Here is a 24,630-nt window from a genome sequence, read left to right on the forward strand (position 1 = left end):
GACGGGACTCGGGGCCTTGCGTGAAGAGCGATTGGTGGTGCTGGTCAACACCCGGCGCGCCGGGGTCACACGGCGGTCGTACGAGCCCGAGCGGCTGATCACGTGGGCGCTTCCGTGGTTGACGCGGGGCAAGGTGGCCGTGGTGACCGATACCGATCATGAGTTTCTGCCGCGCGGAATGTCGGATGACTGCGTCTTTCGGCTGCCCGTCGGTGACGTCGCCATCGCCGACGCACCCGCCGCCCTGCGTGCCCTCGCGCTCGCCGAGCCGCGCATCGTGCCCTTCCCCGTGTGGGCGGAGCTCATTGCCGGACTCAGTGGTGACTGCCAGATCGAGCTTGACGAATTCGCGCAGGAGCATGCGGAGGTACTGGCGATCGGCCCGTTGGGGGTTTCGTTCGTCGATGAGAACGTGGCCGAGGAGTTGCGGCGACGTACCGATCCCAACGAACTCGCCCGCACCAATCGGCACTTGGTGGACTGGCTGCTGCAACGCGCCGCCACCGACTTCCGCCACCCCGAAGGCTGGGCCAGGTCCAATGCCATCGGGCTCTACGCTGCCGCCGGGCTTGCCATGCACGCCGTGCAGGCGGGGACGTACGACGAACTCCTGCGGGACGGGCGGGCCGTGGCTCACCTGCCGCAGACCGCCCTCATGGACGCGGCGCGCAGCCGCAGCCTCGTCGTCTTCGGCAATACCCCGGCCGCCGATGCAATTCATCTGTGGGGGTGGGGAGTTGTGCCGCGCGGTCAGGGTGAGTGGGCTTCCTGGCTGCATCTGATGGCCTCCTCCCGCGGTGACAATGAGTTCGCGTCGACCGTCGCCGCCTCCGGTCTCGCGCTTCCCTGGCGTACGAAGTGGGCGCGCTGGCGGCAGCCGGGCGGGTACCACGTACGGTTCCTCGAAGCGGGCAGGTTCGTGCGGCTTACGGAAGTGCGGTGGCAGGGGCGGCCCGCCGTCGCCGCGCTGCAGCAGCGTACGGTCGACGGGGAGCCCGAACCGTACGTGACCGTAAGGGACTTGGAGAGCGGCGAGCTCGTCGCGGGGCCCTGGAATCGGGACGAGGCGCTGCTGCAGCATCGCTCGGAACTGGCCATGCCCGACGGGTCGGCGACCAAGCACCCCGCCCGGCTCAGTGAGCTGTTCGCCGACGCGGCCCCGCCCCGGGACAAGGACGCGTTCGTGTTGCCCTGCGCGCCGCTCGCCGTGGGCGGTGTCGTCGTATTCGGGGGTGATCTGGGGCTGGTGGCCATCCGGGCCCAGGGCGCGGGCCTCGCCGACACCTTCGGCTCCCGGCACGCCCCCCTCACTGGGCCCTACGCCGACGCGAGCCCCAGCAGCCCCGTCGATGCCGGTCCCCCGAGCCACACCGACCTCGTCGCCCTCTTCGGTGCGGAGGACGTCATGGAGGCCGAACCCGAGGAACTGCCCGACGAGTTGACCCATCAGCCGACCCGCGAACTCCTCCTCGAGTTCGGGCTGCCGGACCTGCGCGAGGGCGCCATGGCACTCCTGCCGTACGGGGACGGAGACGTCGACCTCCTCGACGAGGTGGAGTGGCCGGAGGATGTCGAAGCCGTGGCCGAGCAGGGGCCGTTCTTCCAGATCGGGAGGTGGATGGGCGGTGAGCTGGTCGTCGACGGGCCCACCGGACGCATCCTGCGCGTTCCGACAGGGCCCGACGAAGAGCACCTGGCCGGGCTTCCCGCCGCGCGCGGCCTGGAGGAATTCCTCACCATGGTCGCGCTGTTCGTCACCGGGCTGCGGACGCGGAGCCTGCTGCCTCCGCTCAATCCCGAGCGCGAGGAGATCCCCTACTGGGTGCTCAGTGAGCTCGGCGGCGTCGACCAGGCCGGCAGTGAGCAGCCGGCCTGGTCGTACGTGCTCCACAACTCATAAACTCATAACGCCCAGGCGGCAGTTGGTCAGAACAATCCGTGCCACATCTGCTCGATGATCACCGACCACCAGTTCCTCGGGTCGTCGAGCGCCGACGCGTCGATGGCGACGAGCTCCTCCTGGAGACCGGCGACCGCCGTGCCCGCCATCACCGGGTCGAGGCCGACCATCTCCTCGCGCGTGGTGTGCAGCAGGGCGAGGGAGCGGGCGAAGGCGGACACGGAGGCGTTGACGCGGCGGCCCGCGCCGGTCTCCAGGGTGACGGCCCAGACCTGGCCGACCGGCTCACCGTCGAGCTCGGACTCGGTGCACTGGACGGCGATCACCGCGTACCGGTCGCTGCCGATCCTGACGAGCCCCTCAAGGAACGCGAGGGCATCGGCGCCCGCCCTTGAGCGGCCCACACGAAGCTCCATGGCGACATTGTTGAACCGGCCGTCCGAACGCCACGCCTCTGGGGTGTCGGCCGTGAAGAAGAACGGCACGTCGGCCGGAAGCCCGGCCCACGTCAGCGTCGCCTTCGCGGCCGCCGGAAGTGGCGTGCCGGCCACGTCGTCGGCGTCGTAGCGCAGGACGTCCTCGGCTCCGAAGGCCTCCGTCAGTTCGCGGCCGAGCGCGACGTCGCTGATCGGCTCGGCCGGCTCGACGTCGGTCGGCATCGGCGCCCGGTTCGGCCGGGGCGGCGGCTCCTGCCCGGCGATCCGGTGCATCTCCTCGACGTGCTGGACCAGGGCGTCGATCGCCGCGGCGCGGTCCTCGCGCCGGGGACCGTACTGGTGCGTGTGCGAGAAGCGGGCGTTGGTGAAGTGGCGGGGGAAGACCACGCCCGGGTAGCCGCCGGGAAGCGTGCTCGGGCTGAGGTCGGTGTGGACCGCGACGACGTCCTCCGCGGGGATCCCACGGCCGAGCAGCTCCGCGGCGGCTACCCACTCGGAGTGCGGATCGCCCGGTTCCGAGTTCTTGACGAGGCTCGTCTCCTCGCGGGTCTCGGGGTCGAGGTAGGTGAAGACCGTGGTGTTGCCGGGGCCTGTGACCCACTGCTCGGCGGGCGCCTGCACTGCTGCGTCACCGTGCTTCTGCTGATACATCCGTACGACCTCGTCCACCGGCACGGACGGCCACGTGCTCAGTTCGCCTGTGCGGCGGTCGACGACTCCGCAGGCGTGGCCGATCGTGGCCGGCGGCCTGCGCTTGCCCGTGACCGGGTCGCGCTCGAGCGGCGGGGCCGCGGCCCACACCACCCAGCCAAGGTCGAACTCCTGGATCCGCACCTCGCGGCGCTCCCGTCCTTCGCGGTTGAGCCACCCCTCGGCGGTCGCGAGCGCCTGCTCCTGGCTGATCACGGCAACTCCTTCGGGTCTTCGGTGGGCCGGGCGGCCAGTATGTGGGTGGGGCGCTTGAGGCCGTGGCGCCCTTGAGGCTATCGGGCCGGGCCTCTCGGTTGTCAGGCGGCCGGGAACGTATCCGTCTGCTCCCGGCGGATCTGCAACGCGTTCACACCACTCTCCGTGGCAACGAGGAGGATGCCGTCGGGCGAGGGGTCGGTTCCCGTGAGGGGCGCGGCCAGTGCCGTCACGATCCGCTCGCCGTCCTTCCGCGCCCCGCGACGCCAGACACGTACGTAGTCGGCGCCCCGGCTGAAGCCGAGCGGGGCCGACCCGCGCGCCTCGTCCGACAGGCCCTGGATCTCAGCCGGTTCGACATCGAGGAGCGAACCGGCGACGAGTTTCCGTACGAGGACGGCAGCGGAATCGGGATCCCCGGGCTGCAACGTCCGCGCGGCCGGGGTCCCTTGCGGCACCAGACTCACGGCGACGGGCACCGGGTGCGTGTCCGTCGGCACCTCGCCGACCGACACCCCGCCGACTCCGGCCACCGACGCACTCCACAACGTGTGCCACGGCAGCCCGGCCACCGAAGCAACTGGCCGACCACCGCCAAGCGCCTGTCGGCCGGCCGAGGTTCGGGGTACCCCGGAGGCGGTGCACCGTGGCGTCCGGAGACCGTCACGCGGAAGAACGGGGGTGGTCTTGCTCGCGCCAGGTCCGAGGCAGCATCCCGTATCCGTGCTTGAACACCTCGCTGAAATGAGTCACGTTCACGAAGCCCCAACTCCGGCCCATCACCGCGACGGTCCGCAGCCGCCCGCTCGTTGTGGCGCTGCTACTCAGGGGACGAAGTGGCTGCTGACATCTGGGACAAGCGACGGCCCCCGACCAAGCATCGACCACATCCGCCCTAGGGACGTTCGATCATGCCTCGGTCCATGCCATGCGCTTTGACCTCCGTCGTTTGTACCTAACGGCGGCTACCTAACCCCTATAAGCCTCCAGCAACCGCAACCACACCTCACTGATCGTCGGATACGCCGGCACCGCATGCCACAGTCGGTCGATGGGGACCTCGCCCGCGATGGCGATCGTCGCCGAGTGGATGAGTTCGCCCACGCCCGGGCCGACGAAGGTGACGCCCAGGAGGATCTCCCGGTCGAGGTCGACGATCATGCGGGCGCGGCCCGTGTAGCCGTCGGCGTAGAGGCCCGTGCCGGCGACGTTCGCCATGTCGTAGTCGACCGCGCGGACGCGGTGGCCCGCCGCCTCGGCCTCGGCGAGGGTGAGGCCCGCGCTCGCGGCCTCGGGGTCGGTGAAGACCACCTGGGGGACGGCGGACACGTCGGCCGTCGCGGCGTGGGCGCCCCAGCGGTCCGCCTCCAGGATGGGGACGCCCTGCGCGCGGGCCGTGATCGCGGCGCCCGCGATGCGCGCCTGGTACTTGCCCTGGTGGGTGAGGAGCGCGCGGTGGTTGGCGTCGCCGACCGCGTAGAGCCAGGTGCTGTTCGTGACGCGGAGGGAGTCGTCGACGTCCAGCCAGGAGCCGGGCTTCAGGCCCACCGTCTCCAGGCCGAGGTCCTCCGTGCGCGGCGCGCGGCCCGTCGCGAAGAGGATTTCGTCGGCTTCGAGGGTCGTGCCGTCGTCGAGGGTCGCCACTACCGTGCCGGCGGCGTTGCGTTCCACCGAATTCACCGAGACGCCCGTGCGCAGGTCCGCGCCCGCCTCCCGCAGCGCGTCCGCCACCAGCTCGCCCGCGAACGGTTCCATCCGGTCCAGCAGGCCGCCCCCGCGTACGAGCACGGTGACCTGTGAGCCCAGCGCCTGCCAGGCCGTCGCCATCTCGGTGGCGACCACGCCGCCGCCGACCACGATGAGGCGGCCGGGAACGTGGTCCGCGCTCGTGGCCTCCCGACTGGTCCACGGCTTGACCGAGTCCAGGCCCGGGAGTGGTGGCAGGGCGGCGCGGGTGCCGGTGCAGACGGCGACCGCGTGGCGTGCCGTGAGCGTGGTCACCGTGCCGTCCTCCGCGGTGACCGTGACGCGGCGCGGTCCGTCGAGGCGGCCGTGGCCGCGGTAGAGGTCGATGCCGATGGACTCCAGCCAGCCGACCTGGCCGTCGTCCTTCCAGTGCGAGGTGAAGTAGTCGCGGTGCGCGAGGACCGCCGGGGCGTCGAGCGGGCCCTGGACCGCCTGGCGCAGGCCGGGCACCCGGCGGGCGTCGGCGCGGGCGATCACCGGGCGGAGCAGCGCCTTGCTGGGCATGCACGCCCAGTACGAGCACTCACCGCCGACGAGCTCGCTCTCCACGATGGCTGCGCTCAGTCCCCCGGCCCGTGCGCGGTCGGCGACGTTCTCGCCGACGGGACCCGCTCCGAGCACTACAACGTCGTACACGTTGGCTTCCGTCATGCGCCCCAGTCTCTCAGTGTGGTCGGATGTGTGCGTGCCGAGCACATGGGTACGAGCGCGGAATACGTCCGACATGCGGACGGTTGTGCACAGCGGCTTTGCCCCCTACGGCTTCGCCCCGAACCCCGGAAGCAGGAAGAGGGAAAAACACCATGAGCAGCACCACCACGGAGCTGACCAAGGAGAACTTCGATCAGACGGTTACGGAGAACGAGTTCGTACTGATCGACTTCTGGGCTGACTGGTGCGGGCCTTGCAAGCAGTTCGCCCCGGTCTACGAGCAGGCCGCGGAGGCCAACCCGGACCTGGTGTTCGGCAAGGTCGACACCGAGGCCCAGCCGGAGCTGGCCGCCGCTTTCGGGATCCAGTCGATCCCGACCCTGATGATCGTGCGTGACCAGGTGGCTGTGTTCGCGCAGCCCGGCGCGCTGCCCAAGGAGGCGCTCGAGGACGTCATCGGCCAGGCCCGCAAGCTGGACATGGACGAGGTCCGCGCGTCGGTCGCCGAGCAGCAGGCGAAGGCCGAGCAGGAGGGTCAGGGGCAGGGCCCCGGCCAGGGTCAGGAAGGCTGAGCCTCCCTCCCCCGTCACTCGAATGCGCGCGAGGCGGTCGACCTCTCATGAGGGCGGCCGCCTCGTGGCGTGTCGGGACCTGGTTCCGCGGGCGCGTCTCAGGCCGACTCGCGCGCCACCAGCGTCACCGCCAGCGCCTCCCGCTGTGCCGGTTCCCCGTCCCGGTCCGGGTCCCTGACCAGCCGGTCGACCAGTTCCGCCAGCTCCCGCCCCGACGGCAGGTCGAGCCGCACCGTGCTCAGCCGGGGGCGCAGCAGCCGCCCGAGCATCAGGTCGTCGGCGCCCATCACCGCCACGTCGCCGGGGATGTCGACGCCCGCGTCCTGCAGCGCGCGCATCAGCAGCATGGCGTACTCGTCGTTGTACGCGAACACGGCCCCCAGGCCCAACTCCCCTACCTGTTCGGCGACTTCGGCCGCGTCCTGCTCGTCGTACGCGAGCGGCAGCGGCACCGGCTCCGCGCCCGCCCGGCGCACGCCCTCCAGGCGCGGCACCGCGAAGACGTCGAGGCCCGGCTCTTTCGGCATGACCACGCCGATGCGCCGGTGGCCGCGGGCGAGGAGGTGTGCGGCGGCGGCGCGGCCGACCTGCCGGTGGTCCGTGAGCAGGGCGTGCGCGCCCTCGACCGGCTCCGGGCCGAGCGTGATGACGGCGCGGGCGCCGGAGCGGCGGAGCACGGCGATGCCGTCGGCGCCGAGGCCGACCGGGCCAAGCACCGCGACCGGGCGCAGCTCGGCCCAGGCGCGGGCGGCGGCGTCGCCGTCCAGGCCCACGCTGCCGTACTGCACGACGGTGTAGTCGAGGCGGCTCAGCGCCCACTGGAGTTCGTTGAGGAACGCGCTGTACAGGGGCCCGATCGGTACGTCGGGGGTCGGCACGAGGACGATCCGGGTGTGTCCCGCGCGCAGGCTGCGGGCGGCGGCGTGCGGGACGTAGCCGAGTTCCTTGGCGGCCTCGTGGACGCGCCGCCGGGTCGGCTCGCTGATGCGGACCGCGCTGGCGTTGTTGAGGACGTAGCTGACGGTGGCGCGCGAGACTCCGGCGAGGCGTGCCACGTCGGCGCTCGTGGGCAGGGCGCCGGAATCGGGCCGGGTCGGCTCGGACGGCTGGGCGGACTGCTGCTTCGGTATCTGCACCATGACGTACGGCATCCTTGCAGACGCCGTACGGCGGGTGCGGCTACCCCCGCGCCAGGGTCTTCCAGAGCTTCGGGTCCTCGAAGTTCAGCGCCCACAGGACCGTGTCGCGGACGCCGTGTTTCCGCAGGACGGGGAGGTGTGCGGCGGTGCCGGCGGCGTCCTGGTACCAGACGGTGCGGCGGGTGGCCTTCTTGTCCTTGCGCTCGGTGTACGTGAAGTGGGGGGTGCGGGATTCGGGGTCGAGGGCGTAGCGCGCGCCGACCTTGCGGCGCAGCGCCTCGGCCGATTTCGACGTGACGTGCCGGGCGCGGTGCTTGCCGCCGCCGTGGGGGCCGTCCGCCTTCCAGTTCCAGCCGTACGCGGGCAGGCCCATCTCCAGTTTGGCGCGCGGGACTTGGGCCGTGGCGCGGGACAGGATCTCGTCGTACCACTTGGGCGAGGCCAGTGGCCCCGGCCTGCCCTCCGCGGAATGCAGGTTGTACGCCATGATGCGCATGCGGTCGGCGGCGGCGCCCAGCTTCTTGTAGTCCCAAATGCGGCCGGTCGAACGGGTCTTGGGCATCACGGTCAGGAAGCACTTCTTGCCGGTGGCGTGCAGGCGGGCGCAGAGTTCGGTGGCGAAGGCGGTGTAACCGGCGCGCACCGCGCGGTACTTGTCGTCGGGGGCGACGGCGATCGACTCGTAGTCGATGTCGAGCCCGTCGTAGGCGCGGCTGCGGGCGACGTCGAGCAGGGCGTCGATGTGGCGGGTGCGGGACTTCGGGTCGTTGAGGACCTCTGCGAGGGCGCCCGGCTTCATCGTTTCCATGACCGTGGGGACGACCTGGATGCCGCGGGCGTGCAGTCCGTTGATGATGCGGCGCTCGCCCGCGCCGGTGTGGCCCGCGACGCGGGACGCGGATTTCGTCTCGTACCAGAAGGGGCTGATGGTGCGGATCTGCGCGGCGTGGTCGAGGGCGTTCCGGTAGGCGGCCTCCTGGTCCCAGTACGGGAGCCACGCGGAGACGGTGCGCGGGGGCGCGGCCTCGGAGGCGGCGGGGCCCGCGGGCGCCGCGGCGGTGAGCGCGAGGGTCCCGGCGAGGACGCAGAGGGCGGTGCTGTGACGTCGCTTCATGGGGCGAGCCTGCGGCCCATCCGGCGTACCCGCCGCAGGGATTGGGCCGGTCGGCGTCTAACGTGACCCGCGTGACTGCCTATACGGATGACCAAGCATACGAACACCCCGGCCGCGGCGGCGCGACGGCCACGGTGGAGGCCGAGCCGACCCGGGTGGGGAGCGTGCGCACCGAGTACGCGCCCGCGCACGACGGCGACCCGGACCCCGGGGAGATCGTGTGGACCTGGGTTCCGTACGAGGAGAACGACGGGCGCGGCAAGGACCGCCCGGTGCTCGTGGTCGCCCGGGAGCCGGGCGGCACGCTGCTGGCGGTGCAGCTGTCCAGCAAGCGGCACGACGGCGACCGCGAGTGGGTGGCGCTCGGCGCCGGCCCCTGGGACCGGGAGGGCCGGGACTCGTGGGTGGACCTGGACCGTGTTCTGCGCGTGCACGAGAAGGGGATGCGCCGCGAGGCCTGCGCACTCGACCGCGGCCGCTTCAACACGGTGGTGCTGCGCCTGCGGGAGCGCTACGGCTGGCGCTGACCCGCCGGGGCGAGCGCTACGGTCGGCGCCGGCCCGTCCGCGCAGCACGGCCGACGCTGTCCCGGCGGCGCGCGCCGTGGCCGACGATGATCCGCCTGCCCTAGTGCCACAGTCGGCGCTGGCTCGTCCGCTCACCGCGGCCGACGCTCATCCGCCTGCTCGAGCGCTACGGACGGCGCTGACCCGCCCGCGCACCACGGTCGACGTCGACCCGCCCACGCCCTACTACCGGCGCTGACCCGCCGCGTCGAAGGCGCTCTCGAACGCCGCGCGGGTGGGTGCGCCCTTCGCTCGGTCGAGGACGGCGAACACGATCTGCTCGAAGTGGTGCGCGAAGCGCCCTTCGAGCAAGGTGCGGAAGGCCTCGGCCACCTGGCCCGGATCGTTGCGGAAGACTCCGCAGCCCCAGGCCCCGAGGACGAGGCGCCGGTAGCCCTCGGCCGCCGCCACCTCCAGCACGCGCTCGGCGCGCGCGGCCAGCGCCGCGGGGATCTCGTGCACCCGCTCCGGGGTGCGCTGCGCGATCACTCCGGCGTTCGGAGCCGGTGACGTCAGGAAGCCCGCCTCGAACGGGACGTCGAGGAGTCGGCCCTGGTCGTCGCGGAACACCGGGACGGCCGGGGCGTGGATGACGCGGTCGGTGTAGAAGGCGTCGCGGTGCTCGCGGTGGTGGGCGTAGAACTCGGGCACCTCGGTCAGGCACGCGTACAGCGCGGAGCAGCGGCACAGGGCCTCCTCCTGGGCCTGCGCCCCGTTGAGGTAGCCGCCTCCCGGGTTGCGCGCCGACGCGAAGTTCAGGACGGCGACCGGCTCCGACCGCTCCCCCGTCATCCGGCGCGCCGCCTCCAGGCTGCTCTCGCCCGTGACCTCGACGTCCGTCCGGTCCACCGGCGATATCGGTGGCACGGGCACCGGGTCGGGCCCGTACATCCTGGTGCCCGCCCGCGCCCGTGCCACCGCGGCGCCGATCGTCACCACGCGGCCCCCGTCGGCCGCGTACTCCCCCGAGCCGACGATCCTCTCCGTGCTCCGCGCGAGCTCGCGCAATCGCGCGCTCACGCCGCGTCCCCCGTGGTCTCCCCCGTCGCCTTCATGAAGCCATCGTGTACGCACAGTGACCGCGCGGGCAACAGGTTTTTGCCGCCTCCGAAGAAGACCGGCGGATGTCCAGAGGCACTCTTGTGCGAGCCGCCCGAACCGTCTTGGGTGGAGGGTCTGCGTCGCCCGGAAGGGGCTGTTTGTCGGCACCGGCCGAATCGACGGGATGGCCCCCACCGGGGACCATGGAGACGTGCGAACCAGGAGGAATCCCCCCATGAGCGAGGGAGACTGTACGGCGCTCGGTGACCTGGTCACCGAGGCCGAGGCGGAGGCCCTGGTACGGGGCATCTGCTTCAAGACCGGACCACCCCGCAAGGTCGGGGTCGAGCTGGAATGGATCGTGCACGAGCCGCGCCCGCTGCTGAAGCCGTGGCTCCCCTTACCGCCCGAACGACTCGACGCGGCATACGTCGCACTCCGCGCCCTGCCGCTGCGCTCGGCGCTCACCGTGGAACCCGGCGGGCAGCTGGAACTCAGTTCGCTCCCCGCCGCCACCCTCACCGAATGCGTCTCGGCCATGCGGGCCGATCTGACCGCCGTCCGCTCCGCGCTCCGCGGCCACGGACTCGTCCTCTCCGGCCACGGCACCGACCCGTGGCTGCCGCCGCGACGCGTTCTCCATCAGCCCCGATACGACGCCCTGGAGGCTTCGCTGGACCGGGCCGGGCCCGCCGGGCGCTCCATGATGTGCTCGTCCGCGTCCGTGCAGGTGTGCCTGGACGCGGGGCACGAGGAGCCGGGCCCGCAGGGGCTCGGGCGGCGCTGGCGGCTCGCGCATCTGCTGGGCGCGGTCCTGGTGGCCGCGTTCGCCAACTCGCCGATGCTGTCGGGCCGTCGGACCGGCTGGCGCTCCACGCGGCAGCTGCTGTGGGAGCGGATCGACGTAGGGCGCTCCGGCGGCGTGCCCCTCGACTTCGATCCGCGCGAGGCATGGGCGCGGCACGTGCTCGACGCGCCCGTGATGTGCGTGCGCACCGACGACGGGCCGTGGCACGTGCCCGACGGGCTGAGCTTCCGCGAGTGGGCACGCACGGGCGCGCCGCGCCCGCCGACCCGCTCGGACCTCGACTACCACCTGACGACCCTGTTCCCGCCCGTGCGCCCGCGCGGGCACCTCGAACTGCGCATGATCGACGCGCAGTCGGGCGACGACGGGTGGCTGGTGCCGCTCGCCGTGACGACCGCCCTGTTCGACGACGCTCAGGCCGCCGAGACCGCGTACCGCGCGGTCAAGCCGCTCGCGGAGCGGGCCGGTCCACTGCCGGCCCCGCACAATCCGCTGTGGCGCGACGCGGCCCGGCTCGGCCTCGCCGATCCCGAGCTGCGCGAGGCCGCCACGGCCTGCTTCACGACGGCGCTCGAGGCGCTGCCGAGGCTCGGCGCGGACCCCGGCGTGCGGCAGGCGGTCGCCGACTTCACCCACCGCTACGTCCTGCGCGGCCGCTGCCCCGCCGACGACGTGCTCGACCAGCTCTCGCGAGAACCCGCTCAGGGGAGGACCGTCCGATCATGACCGCTGAGGAGAACGTCACCACGGACCCAGAGGCGCTCCGTGACCGCGCCGCGGCCGCCCTGGAGGCCGCGCGGCGCCGCACGACCCTGCTGACGAGCTGTGTCGACGAGGGCGAACTCACCGCCCAGCACTCGCCGTTGATGTCGCCGCTCGTCTGGGATCTCGCGCACATCGGGAACCAGGAGGAGCAGTGGCTGCTGCGGGCGGTCGCCGGCCAGGAGGCGATCCGCCCCGAGATCGACCCGCTGTACGACGCCTTCGAGCACCCGCGCTCGGAGCGCCCCAGCCTGCCGCTGCTCGCGCCCGGGGAAGCCCGCGGCTATGCGGCGGACGTCCGCGGCCGGGCCTTCGACGTGCTGGAGAAGGCCTCGTTCGAGGCGGAGGGCACGGAGCGCCTGACCCGGTCGGGCTTCGCCTTCGGGATGATCGCCCAGCACGAGCAGCAGCACGACGAGACCATGCTGATCACGCACCAGCTGAGGAAGGGCGGCGCGGCACTCACGGCGCCCGATCCCGAGCCCCTGGCGCGGCCCTACGACGGTCCCGCCGAGGTACTCGTCCCCGGCGGGCCGTTCACGATGGGCACGACGGCCGAGCCGTGGGCCCTGGACAACGAGCGGCCCGCGCACACCCGCCTGGTGCCGCCGTTCCACATCGACACGACGCCAGTGACGAACGCCGCGTACCTGGAGTTCGTCGAGGAGGGCGGCTACCGCCAGGAGCGCTGGTGGGCGCCGGACGGCTGGGCGATGGTGCGCGAACACGGCCTTCAGGCGCCGCTGTTCTGGCATCGCGAGGGCGGGCAGTGGCTGCGCAGACGGTTCGGGGTGACCGAACCCGTACCGCCGGACGAGCCGGTGCTGCATGTGAGCTGGTACGAGGCCGACGCCTACGCCCGGTGGGCGGGGCGGCGCCTGCCGAGCGAGGAGGAGTGGGAGAAGGCGGCCCGCCACGACCCGGCCACCGGGCGGTCGATGCGCTACCCCTGGGGCGACACGGACCCCACCCCGGACCGCGCGAACCTGGGCCAGCGCCATCTGCGCCCGGCCGCCGCCGGCAGCTATCCGCTGGGCGAATCCCCGTTCGGCGTACGGCAGTTGATGGGTGACGTGTGGGAGTGGACGTCCAGCGGCTTCCTGCCCTACCCGGGGTTCGTGGCGTATCCGTACCGCGAGTACTCGGAGGTGTTCTTCGGGGGCGACTACAAGGTGCTGCGCGGTGGTTCATTCGCCGTGGACGCGGTGGCCTGCCGGGGCACGTTCCGCAACTGGGACCACCCCATCAGGCGGCAGATCTTCTCCGGGTTCCGCACGGCCCGTGACGCCGAGCCACGGGAGCGTGCCTGATGTGCCGTCACCTGGCCTACCTGGGGCCGCCGGTGCCGCTCGGCGAGGTCGTCGACCGGCCGCCGCACAGCCTGTTCCGGCAGTCGTGGGCGCCGCGCAGACAACAGCACGGCACGGTCAACGCCGATGGTTTCGGCATGGGTTGGTACGCGGACGGCGACCCGGTGCCCGCCCGCTACCGGCGCGCCGGGCCGATCTGGGGCGACGCGGCGTACCAGGACCTGGCGCGCGTGGTGCGCTCCGGGGCGCTGCTCGCGGCGGTCCGCGACGCGACGCTCGCCGGGGCGGACGGGGAGGCGGCAGCGGCCCCGTACGCGACCGGCCCCTGGCTGTTCAGCCACAACGGCGCGGTGCCGGGCTGGCCGCAGTCCCTGACCTCCCTGACGCCCACGCTGCCGCCGACGGACCTGCTGTCCATGGAGGCCCGCTGCGACGCGGCGTTCCTGTGGGCGCTGGTCCTGCACCGGCTGCGCTCGGGCGACGAGGAGGCCCAGGCGCTCGCCGACACCACCCTGGAGATCGCGGAGGCGGCGCCCACCGCCCGCCTCAACTTCCTGCTCACCAACGGCGAGACGATCACGGCCACGGCCTGGGGCGACACCCTGTGGTACCGCACCGACCCCGGCCGCTCCGTCGTCGTCGCCTCCGAACCGTACGACGACGATCCGCACTGGATCGAGGTCCCCGACCGCACGCTGCTCGCGGCGAGCCGCACCGACGTCCTGTTGACCCCGCTCAAGGAGCCCTCCGCGTGAGCCCGTTCCGCATGACCCGCACCCTGCCCGAGGACGCCACCGGCGCCGCGCTCCGGTCCGACGTCCTGCACGGCCTGACACAGTCCCCCAAGACCCTTCCGCCGAAGTGGTTCTACGACGCGCGCGGCAGCGAACTCTTCGACGAGATCACGACGTTGCCCGAGTACTACCCGACCCGCGCCGAGCGGGAGATCCTCATCGCGCGCGCCCACGACATCGCGGCGGCGACCGGCGCGCGCACCCTCGTCGAGCTGGGCTCCGGCTCGTCCGACAAGACACGCCACCTCCTCGACGCACTCACCGACCTCACCACGTACGTGCCCGTGGACGTGAGCGAGAGCGCGCTGCGCGGCGCGGCCGACACGCTGCTCGCCGAGCGGCCCGCGCTCGACATCCACGCGATGGTCACGGACTTCACGTCGGCGTTCGAGCTGCCGGAGACGCCCGGGCCGCGCCTGGTCGCCTTCCTCGGCGGCACGATCGGCAATCTGCTGCCGCGGGAGCGGGCCGCGTTCCTGACGGCGGTGCGGGGCCTGCTGGCGCCCGGCGACTTCTTCCTCCTCGGCACGGACCTGGTGAAGGACGAGGCGACGCTGGTCGCGGCGTACGACGACGCGGCGGGCGTCACGGCCGCGTTCAACAAGAACGTGCTGACCGTGATGGACCGCGAACTCGGCGCGGACTTCCACCCGGACGCGTTCGAGCACGTCGCCCTGTGGAACGCCGAGTGCGAGTGGATCGAGATGCGGCTGCGTGCCACCACCGCGCAGACCGTGAAGATCCCGGCCCTCGACCTCGAGGTCGACTTCGCGGCGGGCGAGGAGGTGCGCACGGAGGTCTCGGCGAAGTTCCGCCAGGAGGTCGTGAAGGCGGAACTGCACGATGTGGGGCTCGAGTTGGGCCACTGGTGGACCGACACCGAGGGCCGGTTCGCGCTGTCGTTGAGCAGGGCGTCGGCGGACAGCCACTGACGCCCCGCAGCGCCATCAGCTCCGCTCGTCCAGCCGGCGGGTGATCTCGCGGGAGGCCCGCTTCGCCTCCGTCGCGGGGTCGCCGCCGGCGAGGACCTTCGACATGTACTCCTTGATGGGGTTGGAACCGGACTCCACGTTCGGCCACAGCGGGGAGCCGGGCGTCGCCTTGCCGTGGGCGGCGCCGACGGCCATCGCGGCCACGCCCGGCTCGCCCGCGACCGCGCCGGCGAGGGTCGTCTTGTTCGGCACGTAGTTCATGGTGCGGGCCAGGTCGGTGTTCCACTTCTCCCCGGCCAGCGCCTTCACGACCTCCACGGCGCCGTTGCGGTCGTCGGTGTTCGCCGGTACGACCAGGTCGGAGCCGCCGGTGAACACCGTGCCCGGCCGGCCCGCCGTCTTGCCGGGGATCGGGAAGTAGCCCAGCTTGCCCTTCAGCTCCGGGTTCTTCTGGAGGATGCGCTGGGTGGCGCCCGGCACGGAGATGATCTGCGCGATGTCGCCGCGGGCGAACTCCTCGGCCTGCGGCGGGTGTTCCTCGTCGGCGTCCTTGGGGCCGCCGCCGAGCTCCTGGAGCTGGCGGTAGAAGGCCATCCCGCGCAGCGCCGCGGGCGTCGCCAGGGTGCCGGACCAGACACCGGAGGTCTGCTTGGCGAGGTGGCCGCCCTCGTCCCAGATGAAGCCGGAGAGCGTGTACCAGTCCTGTCCGGCGAGGTAGATGCCCTGGGTGCCGCCGGAGTTCAGGGTCCGCGTCACATCCAGCCACTCGGCGCGCGTGGTGGGCGGCCTGTCGATGCCCGCCTGCCGGAACAGGTCCTTGTTGTAGACGACGACGCGGTTGGCCGCGTACCAGGGGATGCCGTACTGCCGGGAGGAGTCGACGCCGGGCTCGGCGAGGCCGGGCAGCCAGTCGTGCATGCCGAGGTCGCGCGCGGCCTCCAGGGAGAGGTCGAGCAGGCCGTCCTGCTCGACGTAGCCCGGGACCTGGGTGTTGCCCACCTCGATGACGTCGGGTGCGCCGGACTCACCGTCGTGCCGCGCGTCGAGCGCCTTGGTGACCTTGGGGCCGATGCCGGTCCAGTCCTGGATGCGGATGTCGAGGGTGATGCCGTCGTGCCGGGCCTCGAAGTCCTGCGTGAAGCGCTTGAGGAAGTCCTCGGATGCGCTGCCCCGCATCAGCCACACAGTGACCGCCCCCTCCTCCTCCCCCGTACCCGGCAGGGCTCCGCACGCGGTGAGCAGCGTGCCGGTGGCGAGGAGGGATCCGAAAGTCAGGGCAAGGCGGCGGGAGTTCACGTCGGTCACTTTCTGCCTGCGGACAGGGAAGGTCGGCCCGACGTGGGGGAAGAGCGCGCGGCTCGTACGGGCGTTCAGGGAGTTTGGTATAGACCAACGGAAGGGTCAAGAGGTGTGCCATACGGATGGCGGGTCACGCCCCGCTGGGGCACGGTGGAACCATGTCGAACCACACGTATCGCGTCACCGAGATCGTCGGCACCTCTCACGAAGGCGTGGACGAGGCGGTCCGCAACGGGATCGCGCGCGCCTCGCAGACCGTTCGCAACCTCGACTGGTTCGAGGTCACCCAGGTCCGTGGCCAGATCGTCGACGGACAGGTCGAGCACTGGCAGGTCGGCCTGAAGGTCGGCTTCCGCCTGGAGGGCGACGACTCCTGAGCGACCCACCGCAGCGGACCGGGTCAGGTCCGCCCCTCGCGCTCCTGTGCGTCCTTCAGCGCCGCCGACGTGCTCGCCCAGCGGGCCCGTACGACGGTGAACCCGGCGCGCTCCGCCTCGACGCAGACCAGCTCGTCGTCGTCCACGAGCGCCCGGACCTCGCGGCCGCGCGCGATGCGGGGCAAGGTGTCCAGCTTGGTGTGCCGGGCCGGCCTGCGGTCGTCGTTGCGCCGCATGTGCAGGGGCGCGTCCGGCAGGCCCTGCGCGGCAATCCAGGCGAGCGTGTCGGCGCGGCGGCGAAGAACGCGTTCCAGTCCCGCGGCCTGCGCTCCAGGAACCGCTGCCGGTGCGCGGTGTCCGCGAGGGTGCCGTCGAGGTCGAAGACGGCGAGGGGGCGTCGGTCGCCGGCCATGGCGACCACCCTCAGTGGGAATCCCTGAGGCGCCACGGCGTTGAACCAAGGTGTGAGCACCGTGATCGAATCGACCCGCTTCTCCGTCCTCGACCGTTCCCGCACCCGCGCGGGCCACTCCGACCAGGACGCGCTGCGCGACACCGTCGCCCTGGCCCAGGATCTGGAGCGCCTCGGCTACCACCGGCTGTGGGTCTCGGAGCACCACGGTGTGCCGGGTGTCGCCGGTTCCGCGCCGACCGTGCTCGCGGCGGCCGTCGCCGCGGCGACCCGCACCATCCACGTCGGCACCGGCGGCGTGATGCTGCCCAACCACCAGCCGCTGGTCGTGGCCGAGCAGTTCGGGGTCCTGGAGTCGCTCTTCCCGGGCCGCATCGACATGGGGCTCGGCCGCTCCGTCGGGTTCACCGGCGGGGTACGCAAGGCCCTGGGCCGGGACAAGGACGATGCCGACGACTTCGCGGCGCAGCTCGACGAACTCTTGGCGTTCTTCACCGGCACCTCGGCCACGGGCGTGCACGCACGCCCCTCTGAAGGCCTGGCCGTGCCGCCGTTCGTGCTCGCGATGGGCGAGGGTGCCTCGATCGCCGCCCGCGCCGGTCTCCCGATGGTGATCGGCGACCTCCGCTCCCGCGAGAAGATGCTGCGCGGCATCGACCGCTACCGCGAGGAGTTCCGCCCCTCCCCCTGGGCCGCCGAGCCGTACGTGGTGATCTCGGGGACGGTCGCCGTGGCGGGCAGCGAGCCGGAGGCGCGCCGCATCCTCGCCCCCGAGGCCTGGTCGATGGCGCACTCGCGCACCCACGGCACGTTCCCGCCGCTGCCGCCCGTCGAGCGCATCGCGGGTTTCGAGATGACCGACAAGGAGCGGGAGCTGTACGAGTCCGGGCTGCGCGGCCACATCGCGGGCACGGAGCAGCAGGTCACCGACGAGCTGGAGACGGTGATCAAGGAGAGCGGGGCGCAGGAGGTGCTGGTGACGACCAGTACGTACGACCGTGAGGCCCTGCTGGAGTCGTTCCGCCGCCTGGCGAGGATCGCGCGTCTGACGCCCCGTTAGCCACCTGCCTTGAGGGCGTTCAGCAGCATCGGCAGCGACGCGTGCAGTTCGCGCTGCCAGTACGCCCATGTGTGGGTGCCGGGGCCGTAGAAGTTGGTGGTGAGGTGCTTGGCGCCCACCTTCCTCAACTGGGCGGCCAGCGCGTGGTTCTGGCGGTTGAAGTCGGCCTCCAGGGCATTGGTGGCGCCCGGCGGGTCGAGGGGGCCCGCGGTGCCGTCGCCGCAGGAGAGGTAGACGGGGACCGACTTGAGGCGCTTCGCCAGGTGGTACGGGTCGTGGGCGGCCCAGATGTCGCGCTGGGCGACGGGGTCTCCCCACGCGCGCAGGGGGTCGTTGCCCTGGCCGGCGAAGAAGCCCATGATCCGGCTCGTCGACTCGTCGTTCAGGAGCGGGTGCGCGGAGCCGGAGTAGGCCGCGGCGGCCTTGAACATGCCCGGGTGCCGGGCCGCGTACAGGAGCGCGCCCTGACCGCCCATCGAGAGGCCCGCGACGACGCGGCGGGAGCCCGCTCCCCAGTCGCTCTCCAGGAGGCGGCGCAGGTCACGGGTGTGGAAGGTGTCCCAGGCCGGGTCGCCGCCCTCGCCGTGGTTCCACCAGTCGCTGTACCAGCCGTTCCAGCCCGCCTCGGGCATCACGACGAGGACGTCGCGCAGGCTGTCGGCGGAGGCGACGTCCGTCATGTTCGTCCAGGACGTGTAGTCGCCGCAGCAGCCGTGCAGCAGCCACAGGGTGGGCCAGTGCTTGGTGCGGTCGTTCGGGTTCCAGCCGTCGGGGGTGAGCAGGCGGACCTTGACGGTGCGCCCGCCGAGGGCCGACGCGCGTACGGAGAGGTCCACCTGGCGGTCGGCGACCTGGGTGACGTCGACGACCTCCGCGGCGGGTTCCGCCCGCGTGGCGGCGACGGCCGACGGGGCCGAGGTGAGGGTGAGCAGCAGGGCGGCGAGGACGAGCAGCAGGCGTCTGGTGCGGCGGGCCAGGGCGGCGGTCATGGCGGCTCCCTCGGATCGTCTCCTGTGCTTGCGGTCAGTGGGTGCCGGGGAGCACCAACAGGGCGTCCCCGACCGGGCGTTCGCCGGCCGCGTCCGACGGGTCGTTGATCACCTGGTCGTCGACGACCATCGTGGTCGAGCCGCCGCCGTCGAGGTTGATGGCGTCCCGCAGGCCGAGGGACTTCGCGACGTCGGCGCTCTCGTTGATGCTCAGGCCGAGGGATCCGGTGCTCCGGCCGTCGGCGGTGACGAGGACGGTGCGGCCCGCGGCGTCCGTGCCCGCGAGGGTGCGCGGGTTCCGCTTGTGCACCCAGCCGTAGTAGAAGCTCGGGTTGCCGGACTGCACCATGCCGTCGGTGGCCGGGGTGACGTGGCGGCGGCCGTCGCGGACGAGTTCGGGACCGCCGTTGAGGATGCCCGTCGCCCGGGAGGCCGTGACGGAGCGGCCCTTGGTGTCCTTCAACCCGCTCTGGATGCCCAGGGGTTGGCCGGTCTTCGCGAGGGCGGTCAGCCGCGCCGCGTACGTGCCCGTGGCCTGGACGCTGCGGCCTCCGGCGGGCAGGGCGCCGCCGCGCGGGGAGCGCACCTCGACGACCCGGCCCGTCCCGTCCAGGACGGCTTCGGCGCCTTCGCCCTTCGGGGTCTGCTTGCCGAACTCCGGGGTGAACGCGACGAGTTCGTCGGGGTCGGTGCAGGTGGTGTCGTGCAGCGGCCGGGCGGTCGGGGTGTCGTCGGCGGTGCCGCCGCAGTTGCGGATCAGGCCGGGGACGCGGTCGATGCCGTCGAGCGGCAGCGTGGTGCCACCGGCGCGGACGCTCCCGCGCCAGGTGAACCGCTCCACCGCGGTACCGCGCGCCGAGCCGTGGACGACGAGGCCGGGGCGTCCGTTGACCGCCTCGCTGAGCAGGCGGCCGTCGTAGACGCCGACACCTGCCGGGTCGCCGGGGGCGCCCGCCTTGGGGTCGAGGACGAAGAAGCCGGCGTTGACCCCGGCCGTCGCGCCGTCTGCGGCGGCGAGTGCGCTGGTGGTCTCGCGGTTCTCCAGGTCGGGCCCGTACGACGCCTTGAGGTCGCCGTCGAACTTCTTCGGGTCGATGGTCAGGACGTCCACGCGCCAGGGGCCGCGGTCCCCCGCGCTCCCGTCCCAGCCGGTGTACCAGGCGGAACCGGTGTATCCGGCGGCGCGCAGGCGGGTGCGTTCGGCGGTGGCGGCGGCCTCGGCCGGGAAGGTGCCGACGCGGACCCGCCAGCCGAGCGTGCCGCCCGCGTAGTCGGCGGTCGCCGCGGTGGTGACCTTCTCGGAGCGGGCCTCGAAGCCGTCCGCGCGCAGCTCGGAGGCGAGTTCGGCGGCGCTGGTCTCGTCCTTCAGGGCGGTGGGCGGTGCGTCCGGGTCGGGCGAGCCCGCGCCACCAGGGATCGACACCTCCACGGTCCACGCCATGGCCGGGGCGTTGGCGCCGCGCACGATGCGGGTGAGCGTCACGCCCGGCTGGAGGGTGCGCGTGGTGCGGGTCTCGGTCAGGTCGGAGGCCCCGAGCGGCAGCCCGCCGTGCCGGGACCCGGACGAGGCGGGTGCCGGTGTCGCGCCCACGAGGGCGAGAGCGCACAGTGCCGCGCCCACGCCGAGAAGTCTGCCGTTCACAAGCCCCCCACTGGTCGAATGACGACCTCCGTAACGGTGCGTGAGCCCATGACCACCAGTCAAGGCATGTGCACATCATTCATCGGGCGTTCTCCGTGCCGCCTCCGGCACGCCGGTGGTGGATCATGGAGTACGCAGCGACAGCCGTCCGACCGGGAGCCCGCCCCATGCACCACCCCACCTCGCCCGACCCCCGCCACGACGGTCTCGTTCGGGTGCGCGGCGCCCGCGAGCACAACCTCAAGGGTGTCGACGTGGACATCCCGCGCGACGTCCTCGCGGTGTTCACGGGGGTGTCCGGCTCCGGAAAATCGTCGCTCGCCTTCGGGACGATCTACGCGGAGGCGCAGCGCCGCTACTTCGAGTCGGTCGCCCCGTACGCGCGCCGGCTGATCCACCAGGTGGGCGCGCCGAAGGTGGGCGAGATCAGCGGGCTGCCGCCGGCGGTGTCGCTCCAGCAGAGCCGCTCGGCGCCGACGTCGCGCTCCTCGGTCGGCACGGTGACGACGCTGTCGAACTCGCTGCGAATGCTGTTCTCTCGGGCAGGTACGTATCCGGAGGGCGCCGAGCGCCTGGACTCGGACGCGTTCTCGTCGAACACGGCGGCCGGGGCGTGCCCCTCGTGCCACGGCCTCGGTCAGGTGCACCGCACCACCGAGGAGCTGCTGGTGCCCGACCCCTCGCTGTCGATCCGCGAGGGCGCCATCGCGGCCTGGCCGGGCGCCTGGCAGGGCAAGAACCTCCGCGATGTCCTCGACGCACTGGGCTATGACGTCGACCGGCCCTGGCGGGAGCTGGCGCAGGCGGACCGTGAGTGGATCCTGTTCACGGACGAGCAGCCGGTGGTGACCGTGCACCCGGTGCGGGACGCGGGCCGCATCCACCGCCCGTACCAGGGCACGTACATGAGCGCGAACCGCTATGTGCTCAAGACGTTCTCGGACTCCAAGAGCCAGTCGCTGCGCGCGAAGGCGGAGAAGTTCCTTGAGAGCACGCCGTGCCCGGTGTGCGGGGGCGCCCGGCTGCGGGCCGAGGCCCTGGCCGTCACGTTCGCGGGCCGTACGATCGCGGACCTCGCGGGTGTCCCGCTCGCGGACCTCGCCGAGCTGCTCGCCGCCGAGGGCGACTCGTCCGAGACGGCACGCGTGCTCACCGAGGATCTGCGGGCCCGTATCGCCACGGTCACGGAGCTCGGCCTCGGCTATCTGAGCCTCGACCGGTCGACTCCGACCCTGTCGGCGGGTGAGCTGCAACGGCTGCGCCTGGCCACGCAGTTGAGGTCGGGGCTCTTCGGTGTCGTGTACGTGCTCGACGAGCCGTCGGCCGGACTGCACCCGGCCGACACCGAGTCCCTGCTCACCGTCCTCGACCGGCTGAAGGCGTCCGGCAACTCCGTCTTCGTGGTCGAGCACCACCTGGACGTGATGCGGCACGCCGACTGGCTGGTCGATGTCGGCCCGCAGGCCGGGGAGCACGGCGGCCGGGTGCTGCACAGCGGCCCGGTGGACGGGCTGCGCGAGGTCGCGGAGTCGGCGACGGCCCGCTACCTCTTCGACGACGAACCGGCTCCCGTACGCCAAGTCCGCACACCCACCGGCTGGTTGAAGGTCGGCCCGGTCACCCGGCACAACCTGCGCGAGGTGACCGCGGCGTTCCCGCTGGGCGCCTTCACCGCCGTCACGGGTGTCTCCGGTTCCGGGAAGTCGACGCTGATCGGCGAAATCACCGAGGAGGTCGAGGGGGTCGGGCGGCTCGTGGTCGTCGACCAGAAGCCCATCGGGCGCACACCGCGCTCCAACCTGGCCACGTACACGGGCCTGTTCGACGTCGTCCGCAAGGTGTTCGCGGCCACCGAGGAGGCGAAGGCGCGCGGGTACGGTGTCGGCCGCTTCTCGTTCAATGTCACCGGCGGGCGCTGCGAGACATGTCAGGGAGAGGGCTTCGTCAGCGTCGAGCTGCTGTTCCTGCCGAGCACGTACACACCGTGCCCGGACTGCGCGGGCGCCCGCTACAACCCGGAGACGCTCGAAGTGGCCTATCGGGGGCGGAACATCGCCGAGGTCCTCGATCTGACGGTGGAGTCGGCGGCGGAGTTCTTCGAGGCGGCGGACGACGACGCGGCGCGGCCCGTGCTGCGCAGCCTGCGCACGCTCCTCGATGTCGGCCTCGGCTATCTGCGGCTCGGGCAGCCGGCCACCGAGCTGTCCGGCGGCGAGGCCCAACGCATCAAGCTGGCGAGCGAGTTGCAGCGGGTGCGGCGCGGCCACACCCTGTATCTCCTCGACGAGCCGACGACCGGGCTGCACCCGGCGGACGTGGAGGTGCTGATGCGGCAGCTGAACGGGCTCGTCGACGCCGGGCACTCCGTGGTCGTGGTCGAGCACGACATGGCGGTGGTCGCCGGCGCCGACTGGGTCGTCGACATGGGGCCCGGTGGCGGGGCGGCGGGCGGCCAGGTGGTGGTCGCGGGGCCGCCCGCCGCGGTGGCCGCGGAGACCGCGAGCCGGACCGGGGCCTACCTGGGGCGCCTGCTGGGGTCCTGAGCGAGGGTGCGGGCCGGCGGCCCGTGCGGCACGCGCCTCCCCGACGCGTCCTGCGCCGCCTCGGCCAGCGCCCTCCGGTCGGCGTGGCGGCCCGCGGGGAGCACGGGCCGGACCTCCACGTGGGCCTCGATCCGCCGCGCCGACACCACCCGCCACAGGGCCGCGAACAGGGTGTCGTCGCCGACGAACGCGGGGGCGGTGCTGACCGTGCCGTCCGGCAGCCGGTAGCCGAGCCGCACCGGCTGCACCGGTGTGCCCGCGTCCAGGGCGGCCTGGAACGCGGCCCGCCGGAAGGTCCCCCGGGCCCGGCCGCACCAGGTGCTGCCCTCCGGGAACACCGCGACCGCGCCGCCCCGTTCGAGGACCGCGGCGAGGGCGGCCACGGTGCGGGGCAGCGCCCGCAGCCGGTCGCGGTCGATGAAGACGACGCCGGCCCGCGCCGCGAGGAACCCGGCGACCGGCCATCGCCTGATCTCCTTCTTGGCCACCATGCGGGCCGGGCGGACGGCCGCGAGCAGCGGGATGTCGAGCCACGAGATGTGGTTGGCGACCACCAGCAGTCCACCGGTGGGCGGCGCCGCGCCGGTCAGGTGCGGGCGCACCCCGGTGGCGCGGACGACCGCCCTGGCGAACAGCCGCACCCAGCGCGCGGGCACCCACCGGCCGAACGGCAGGAACACGACGCCCACGGCCAGCACAGCGAGCAGCGCCGCGAGCCGCAGCACCGCACGTGGCACCCGCACACCCGCGCTCTCGTCCCCCACGCACGCGCTGGAGCAGGGGGCCGTGGGCAGCCAGACGCTCATCGGGCCGGGGCGAGCGAGAGGAAGTGGTTCAGGTAGCGGGCGTTCATCCGGCGCATCGACAGGAGCACGTACAGATCGGCGACCCCGAAGTCCGGGTCGTGCGCGGGCGCTCCGCACACCCAGGCGCCGAGCCGCGTGTATCCGCGCAGCAGGGCCGGGAGCGGGGTGCGTCCGGCGGGGCGGGCGATGTGGTCCGCGCGCCAGGCGTGCAGCGGGGTCACCCCGTACTCCTCGGGGGCGAGGTGGTCGGCGCGGGCCCGGTCCCAGGTGGCCGCGGCGAGTGCGCCGCCGTCGGCGAGCGGTATCGAGCAGCAGCCCGCGAGCCATTCGTGGCCGCGGTCGGTCATGTAGCGGGCGATGCCCGCCCAGATCAGGCCGATGACGGCGCCGTCGCGGTGGTCGCGGTGCACACAGGAACGGCCGACCTCGACGAGGTCCGGGCGGATCGGGGCGAGCGACCTGAGGTCGAACTCGCCCTCGGAGTACAGCCTCCCGAGCCCGGCGGCGCGTTCGGGAGGCAGCAGGCGGTAGGTGCCGACCACTTGTCCGGTGGGCACTTCGCGCACCAGCAGGTGGTCGCAGTGGGCGTCGAACGGGTCGATGTCGAGTCCGGGTCGCGGGGTGTCGAGCAGGGCGCCCATTTCGAGGGCGAACACCTCGTGGCGCAGCCGTTGGGCGGCGCGGACGTCGGCCTCGTCCCGGGCGAGGGTGACGGTGTAGCGGGTGGGGGCGACGGATCGTGCGGGGCGGTCGAGCGTGCGTGCGCCGGTCATGACTGGCTCCTGGTCACGTGCCTGTCGGCGGAGATGGGGGGCCGACGTGGT

Annotated in this window: 21 protein-coding genes and 1 pseudogene; 10 read left to right on the forward strand and 12 right to left on the reverse strand. The window is 72.7% G+C overall.

The window, feature by feature from the left end; genetic code table 11:
* Positions 1-142: 142 nt before the first annotated feature.
* A complete protein-coding gene (locus ACFV9W_RS00260; RefSeq protein WP_385753638.1) occupies positions 143-1,900 on the forward strand; it encodes an SUKH-4 family immunity protein in 1,758 nt (585 codons plus the stop codon).
* Between the two features lie 26 nt (positions 1,901-1,926).
* Here ACFV9W_RS00260 and ACFV9W_RS00265 read toward each other — a convergent pair whose 3' ends face one another.
* The 3 genes from ACFV9W_RS00265 to ACFV9W_RS00275 all read right to left on the reverse strand — a co-directional run bounded on the left by ACFV9W_RS00265 (position 1,927) and on the right by ACFV9W_RS00275 (position 5,640).
* A complete protein-coding gene (locus ACFV9W_RS00265; protein ID WP_385753642.1) occupies positions 1,927-3,243 on the reverse strand; it encodes an SUKH-4 family immunity protein in 1,317 nt (438 codons plus the stop codon).
* Positions 3,244-3,344: 101 nt separating this feature from the next.
* Positions 3,345-3,776 (reverse strand): hypothetical protein, encoded by a 432-nt coding sequence (locus tag ACFV9W_RS00270; protein ID WP_385753644.1) that lies wholly within the window; start codon positions 3,774-3,776, stop codon positions 3,345-3,347.
* Between the two features lie 436 nt (positions 3,777-4,212).
* Complete coding sequence (locus tag ACFV9W_RS00275) at positions 4,213-5,640, reverse strand: dihydrolipoyl dehydrogenase family protein (protein WP_385753646.1); 1,428 nt, start codon at positions 5,638-5,640, stop codon at positions 4,213-4,215.
* Between the two features lie 152 nt (positions 5,641-5,792).
* Here ACFV9W_RS00275 and trxA point away from each other — a divergent pair, with 152 nt between their 5' ends.
* Complete coding sequence (gene trxA / locus ACFV9W_RS00280; RefSeq protein ID WP_385753648.1) at positions 5,793-6,212, forward strand: thioredoxin; 420 nt, start codon at positions 5,793-5,795, stop codon at positions 6,210-6,212.
* Between the two features lie 98 nt (positions 6,213-6,310).
* On the opposite strand, the gene ACFV9W_RS00285 is transcribed toward trxA, so the two are convergent.
* Positions 6,311-7,351, reverse strand: coding sequence for a LacI family DNA-binding transcriptional regulator (locus ACFV9W_RS00285; RefSeq protein WP_385753651.1), 1,041 nt, complete (start codon positions 7,349-7,351; stop codon positions 6,311-6,313).
* Positions 7,352-7,391: 40 nt separating this feature from the next.
* A complete protein-coding gene (locus ACFV9W_RS00290) occupies positions 7,392-8,465 on the reverse strand; it encodes a glycosyl hydrolase family 18 protein (RefSeq protein WP_385753654.1) in 1,074 nt (357 codons plus the stop codon).
* Positions 8,466-8,536: 71 nt separating this feature from the next.
* Between ACFV9W_RS00290 and ACFV9W_RS00295 the strand changes: the two genes are divergently transcribed.
* Positions 8,537-8,992 carry a type II toxin-antitoxin system PemK/MazF family toxin gene (locus ACFV9W_RS00295; protein ID WP_385753657.1) on the forward strand — a complete coding sequence of 152 codons (456 nt, stop codon included), beginning with the start codon at positions 8,537-8,539 and terminating at the stop codon, positions 8,990-8,992.
* A gap of 225 nt (positions 8,993-9,217) precedes the next feature.
* Here ACFV9W_RS00295 and ACFV9W_RS00300 read toward each other — a convergent pair whose 3' ends face one another.
* Positions 9,218-10,051 carry a TIGR02452 family protein gene (locus ACFV9W_RS00300; protein ID WP_385753659.1) on the reverse strand — a complete coding sequence of 278 codons (834 nt, stop codon included), beginning with the start codon at positions 10,049-10,051 and terminating at the stop codon, positions 9,218-9,220.
* Positions 10,052-10,307: 256 nt separating this feature from the next.
* On the opposite strand from ACFV9W_RS00300, the gene egtA reads away from it, so the two are divergent.
* The 4 genes from egtA to egtD are packed head-to-tail and all read left to right on the forward strand — an operon-like array spanning position 10,308 to position 14,678.
* A complete protein-coding gene (egtA, locus tag ACFV9W_RS00305) occupies positions 10,308-11,606 on the forward strand; it encodes an ergothioneine biosynthesis glutamate--cysteine ligase EgtA (RefSeq protein WP_385753660.1) in 1,299 nt (432 codons plus the stop codon).
* Complete coding sequence (egtB, locus tag ACFV9W_RS00310; protein ID WP_385753662.1) at positions 11,603-12,952, forward strand: ergothioneine biosynthesis protein EgtB; 1,350 nt, start codon at positions 11,603-11,605, stop codon at positions 12,950-12,952. Before egtA ends, egtB begins: the two co-directional genes overlap by 4 nt.
* Complete coding sequence (egtC, locus tag ACFV9W_RS00315; RefSeq protein ID WP_385753664.1) at positions 12,952-13,707, forward strand: ergothioneine biosynthesis protein EgtC; 756 nt, start codon at positions 12,952-12,954, stop codon at positions 13,705-13,707. The genes egtB and egtC overlap by 1 nt, the downstream gene beginning before the upstream one ends.
* Positions 13,704-14,678 (forward strand): L-histidine N(alpha)-methyltransferase, encoded by a 975-nt coding sequence (egtD, locus tag ACFV9W_RS00320; RefSeq protein ID WP_385753667.1) that lies wholly within the window; start codon positions 13,704-13,706, stop codon positions 14,676-14,678. The genes egtC and egtD overlap by 4 nt, the downstream gene beginning before the upstream one ends.
* Positions 14,679-14,693: 15 nt before the next feature.
* Here the strand turns inward: egtD and ACFV9W_RS00325 are convergent, their stop codons facing one another.
* Positions 14,694-15,974: an extracellular solute-binding protein gene (locus ACFV9W_RS00325; protein ID WP_385753670.1), complete on the reverse strand. Its 1,281-nt coding sequence runs from the start codon at positions 15,972-15,974 to the stop codon at positions 14,694-14,696.
* 161 nt (positions 15,975-16,135) lie between these two features.
* Between ACFV9W_RS00325 and ACFV9W_RS00330 the strand changes: the two genes are divergently transcribed.
* Positions 16,136-16,354, forward strand: coding sequence for a dodecin (locus tag ACFV9W_RS00330; RefSeq protein ID WP_385753673.1), 219 nt, complete (start codon positions 16,136-16,138; stop codon positions 16,352-16,354).
* Positions 16,355-16,377: 23 nt separating this feature from the next.
* Here the strand turns inward: ACFV9W_RS00330 and ACFV9W_RS00335 are convergent.
* Positions 16,378-16,766, reverse strand: a pseudogene (locus ACFV9W_RS00335) (hypothetical protein).
* A gap of 52 nt (positions 16,767-16,818) precedes the next feature.
* Between ACFV9W_RS00335 and ACFV9W_RS00340 the strand changes: the two are divergent.
* On the forward strand, positions 16,819-17,826 hold the full coding sequence (locus tag ACFV9W_RS00340; protein ID WP_385753676.1) for an MsnO8 family LLM class oxidoreductase: 1,008 nt from the start codon (positions 16,819-16,821) through the stop codon (positions 17,824-17,826).
* On the opposite strand, the gene ACFV9W_RS00345 is transcribed toward ACFV9W_RS00340, so the two are convergent.
* Positions 17,823-18,815, reverse strand: a complete 993-nt coding sequence (locus ACFV9W_RS00345; protein ID WP_385753679.1) for an alpha/beta hydrolase — start codon at positions 18,813-18,815, stop codon at positions 17,823-17,825. The two genes, ACFV9W_RS00340 and ACFV9W_RS00345, sit on opposite strands and share 4 nt — an antisense overlap.
* A gap of 34 nt (positions 18,816-18,849) precedes the next feature.
* Positions 18,850-20,457, reverse strand: a complete 1,608-nt coding sequence (locus ACFV9W_RS00350) for a phosphodiester glycosidase family protein (RefSeq protein WP_385753682.1) — start codon at positions 20,455-20,457, stop codon at positions 18,850-18,852.
* A gap of 167 nt (positions 20,458-20,624) precedes the next feature.
* On the opposite strand from ACFV9W_RS00350, the gene ACFV9W_RS00355 reads away from it, so the two are divergent.
* Complete coding sequence (locus ACFV9W_RS00355; protein WP_385753686.1) at positions 20,625-23,000, forward strand: ATP-binding cassette domain-containing protein; 2,376 nt, start codon at positions 20,625-20,627, stop codon at positions 22,998-23,000.
* Here the strand turns inward: ACFV9W_RS00355 and ACFV9W_RS00360 are convergent.
* A complete protein-coding gene (locus ACFV9W_RS00360) occupies positions 22,973-23,806 on the reverse strand; it encodes a lysophospholipid acyltransferase family protein (RefSeq protein ID WP_385753688.1) in 834 nt (277 codons plus the stop codon). The genes ACFV9W_RS00355 and ACFV9W_RS00360 overlap by 28 nt on opposite strands.
* Positions 23,803-24,579, reverse strand: a complete 777-nt coding sequence (locus ACFV9W_RS00365; RefSeq protein WP_385753690.1) for a GNAT family N-acetyltransferase — start codon at positions 24,577-24,579, stop codon at positions 23,803-23,805. The genes ACFV9W_RS00360 and ACFV9W_RS00365 overlap by 4 nt, the downstream gene beginning before the upstream one ends.
* Between the last annotated feature and the right edge of the window lie 51 nt (positions 24,580-24,630).

The sequence above is a fragment of the Streptomyces sp. NPDC059897 genome (assembly GCF_042730865.1).
Classification (GTDB): Bacteria; Actinomycetota; Actinomycetes; order Streptomycetales; family Streptomycetaceae; genus Streptomyces.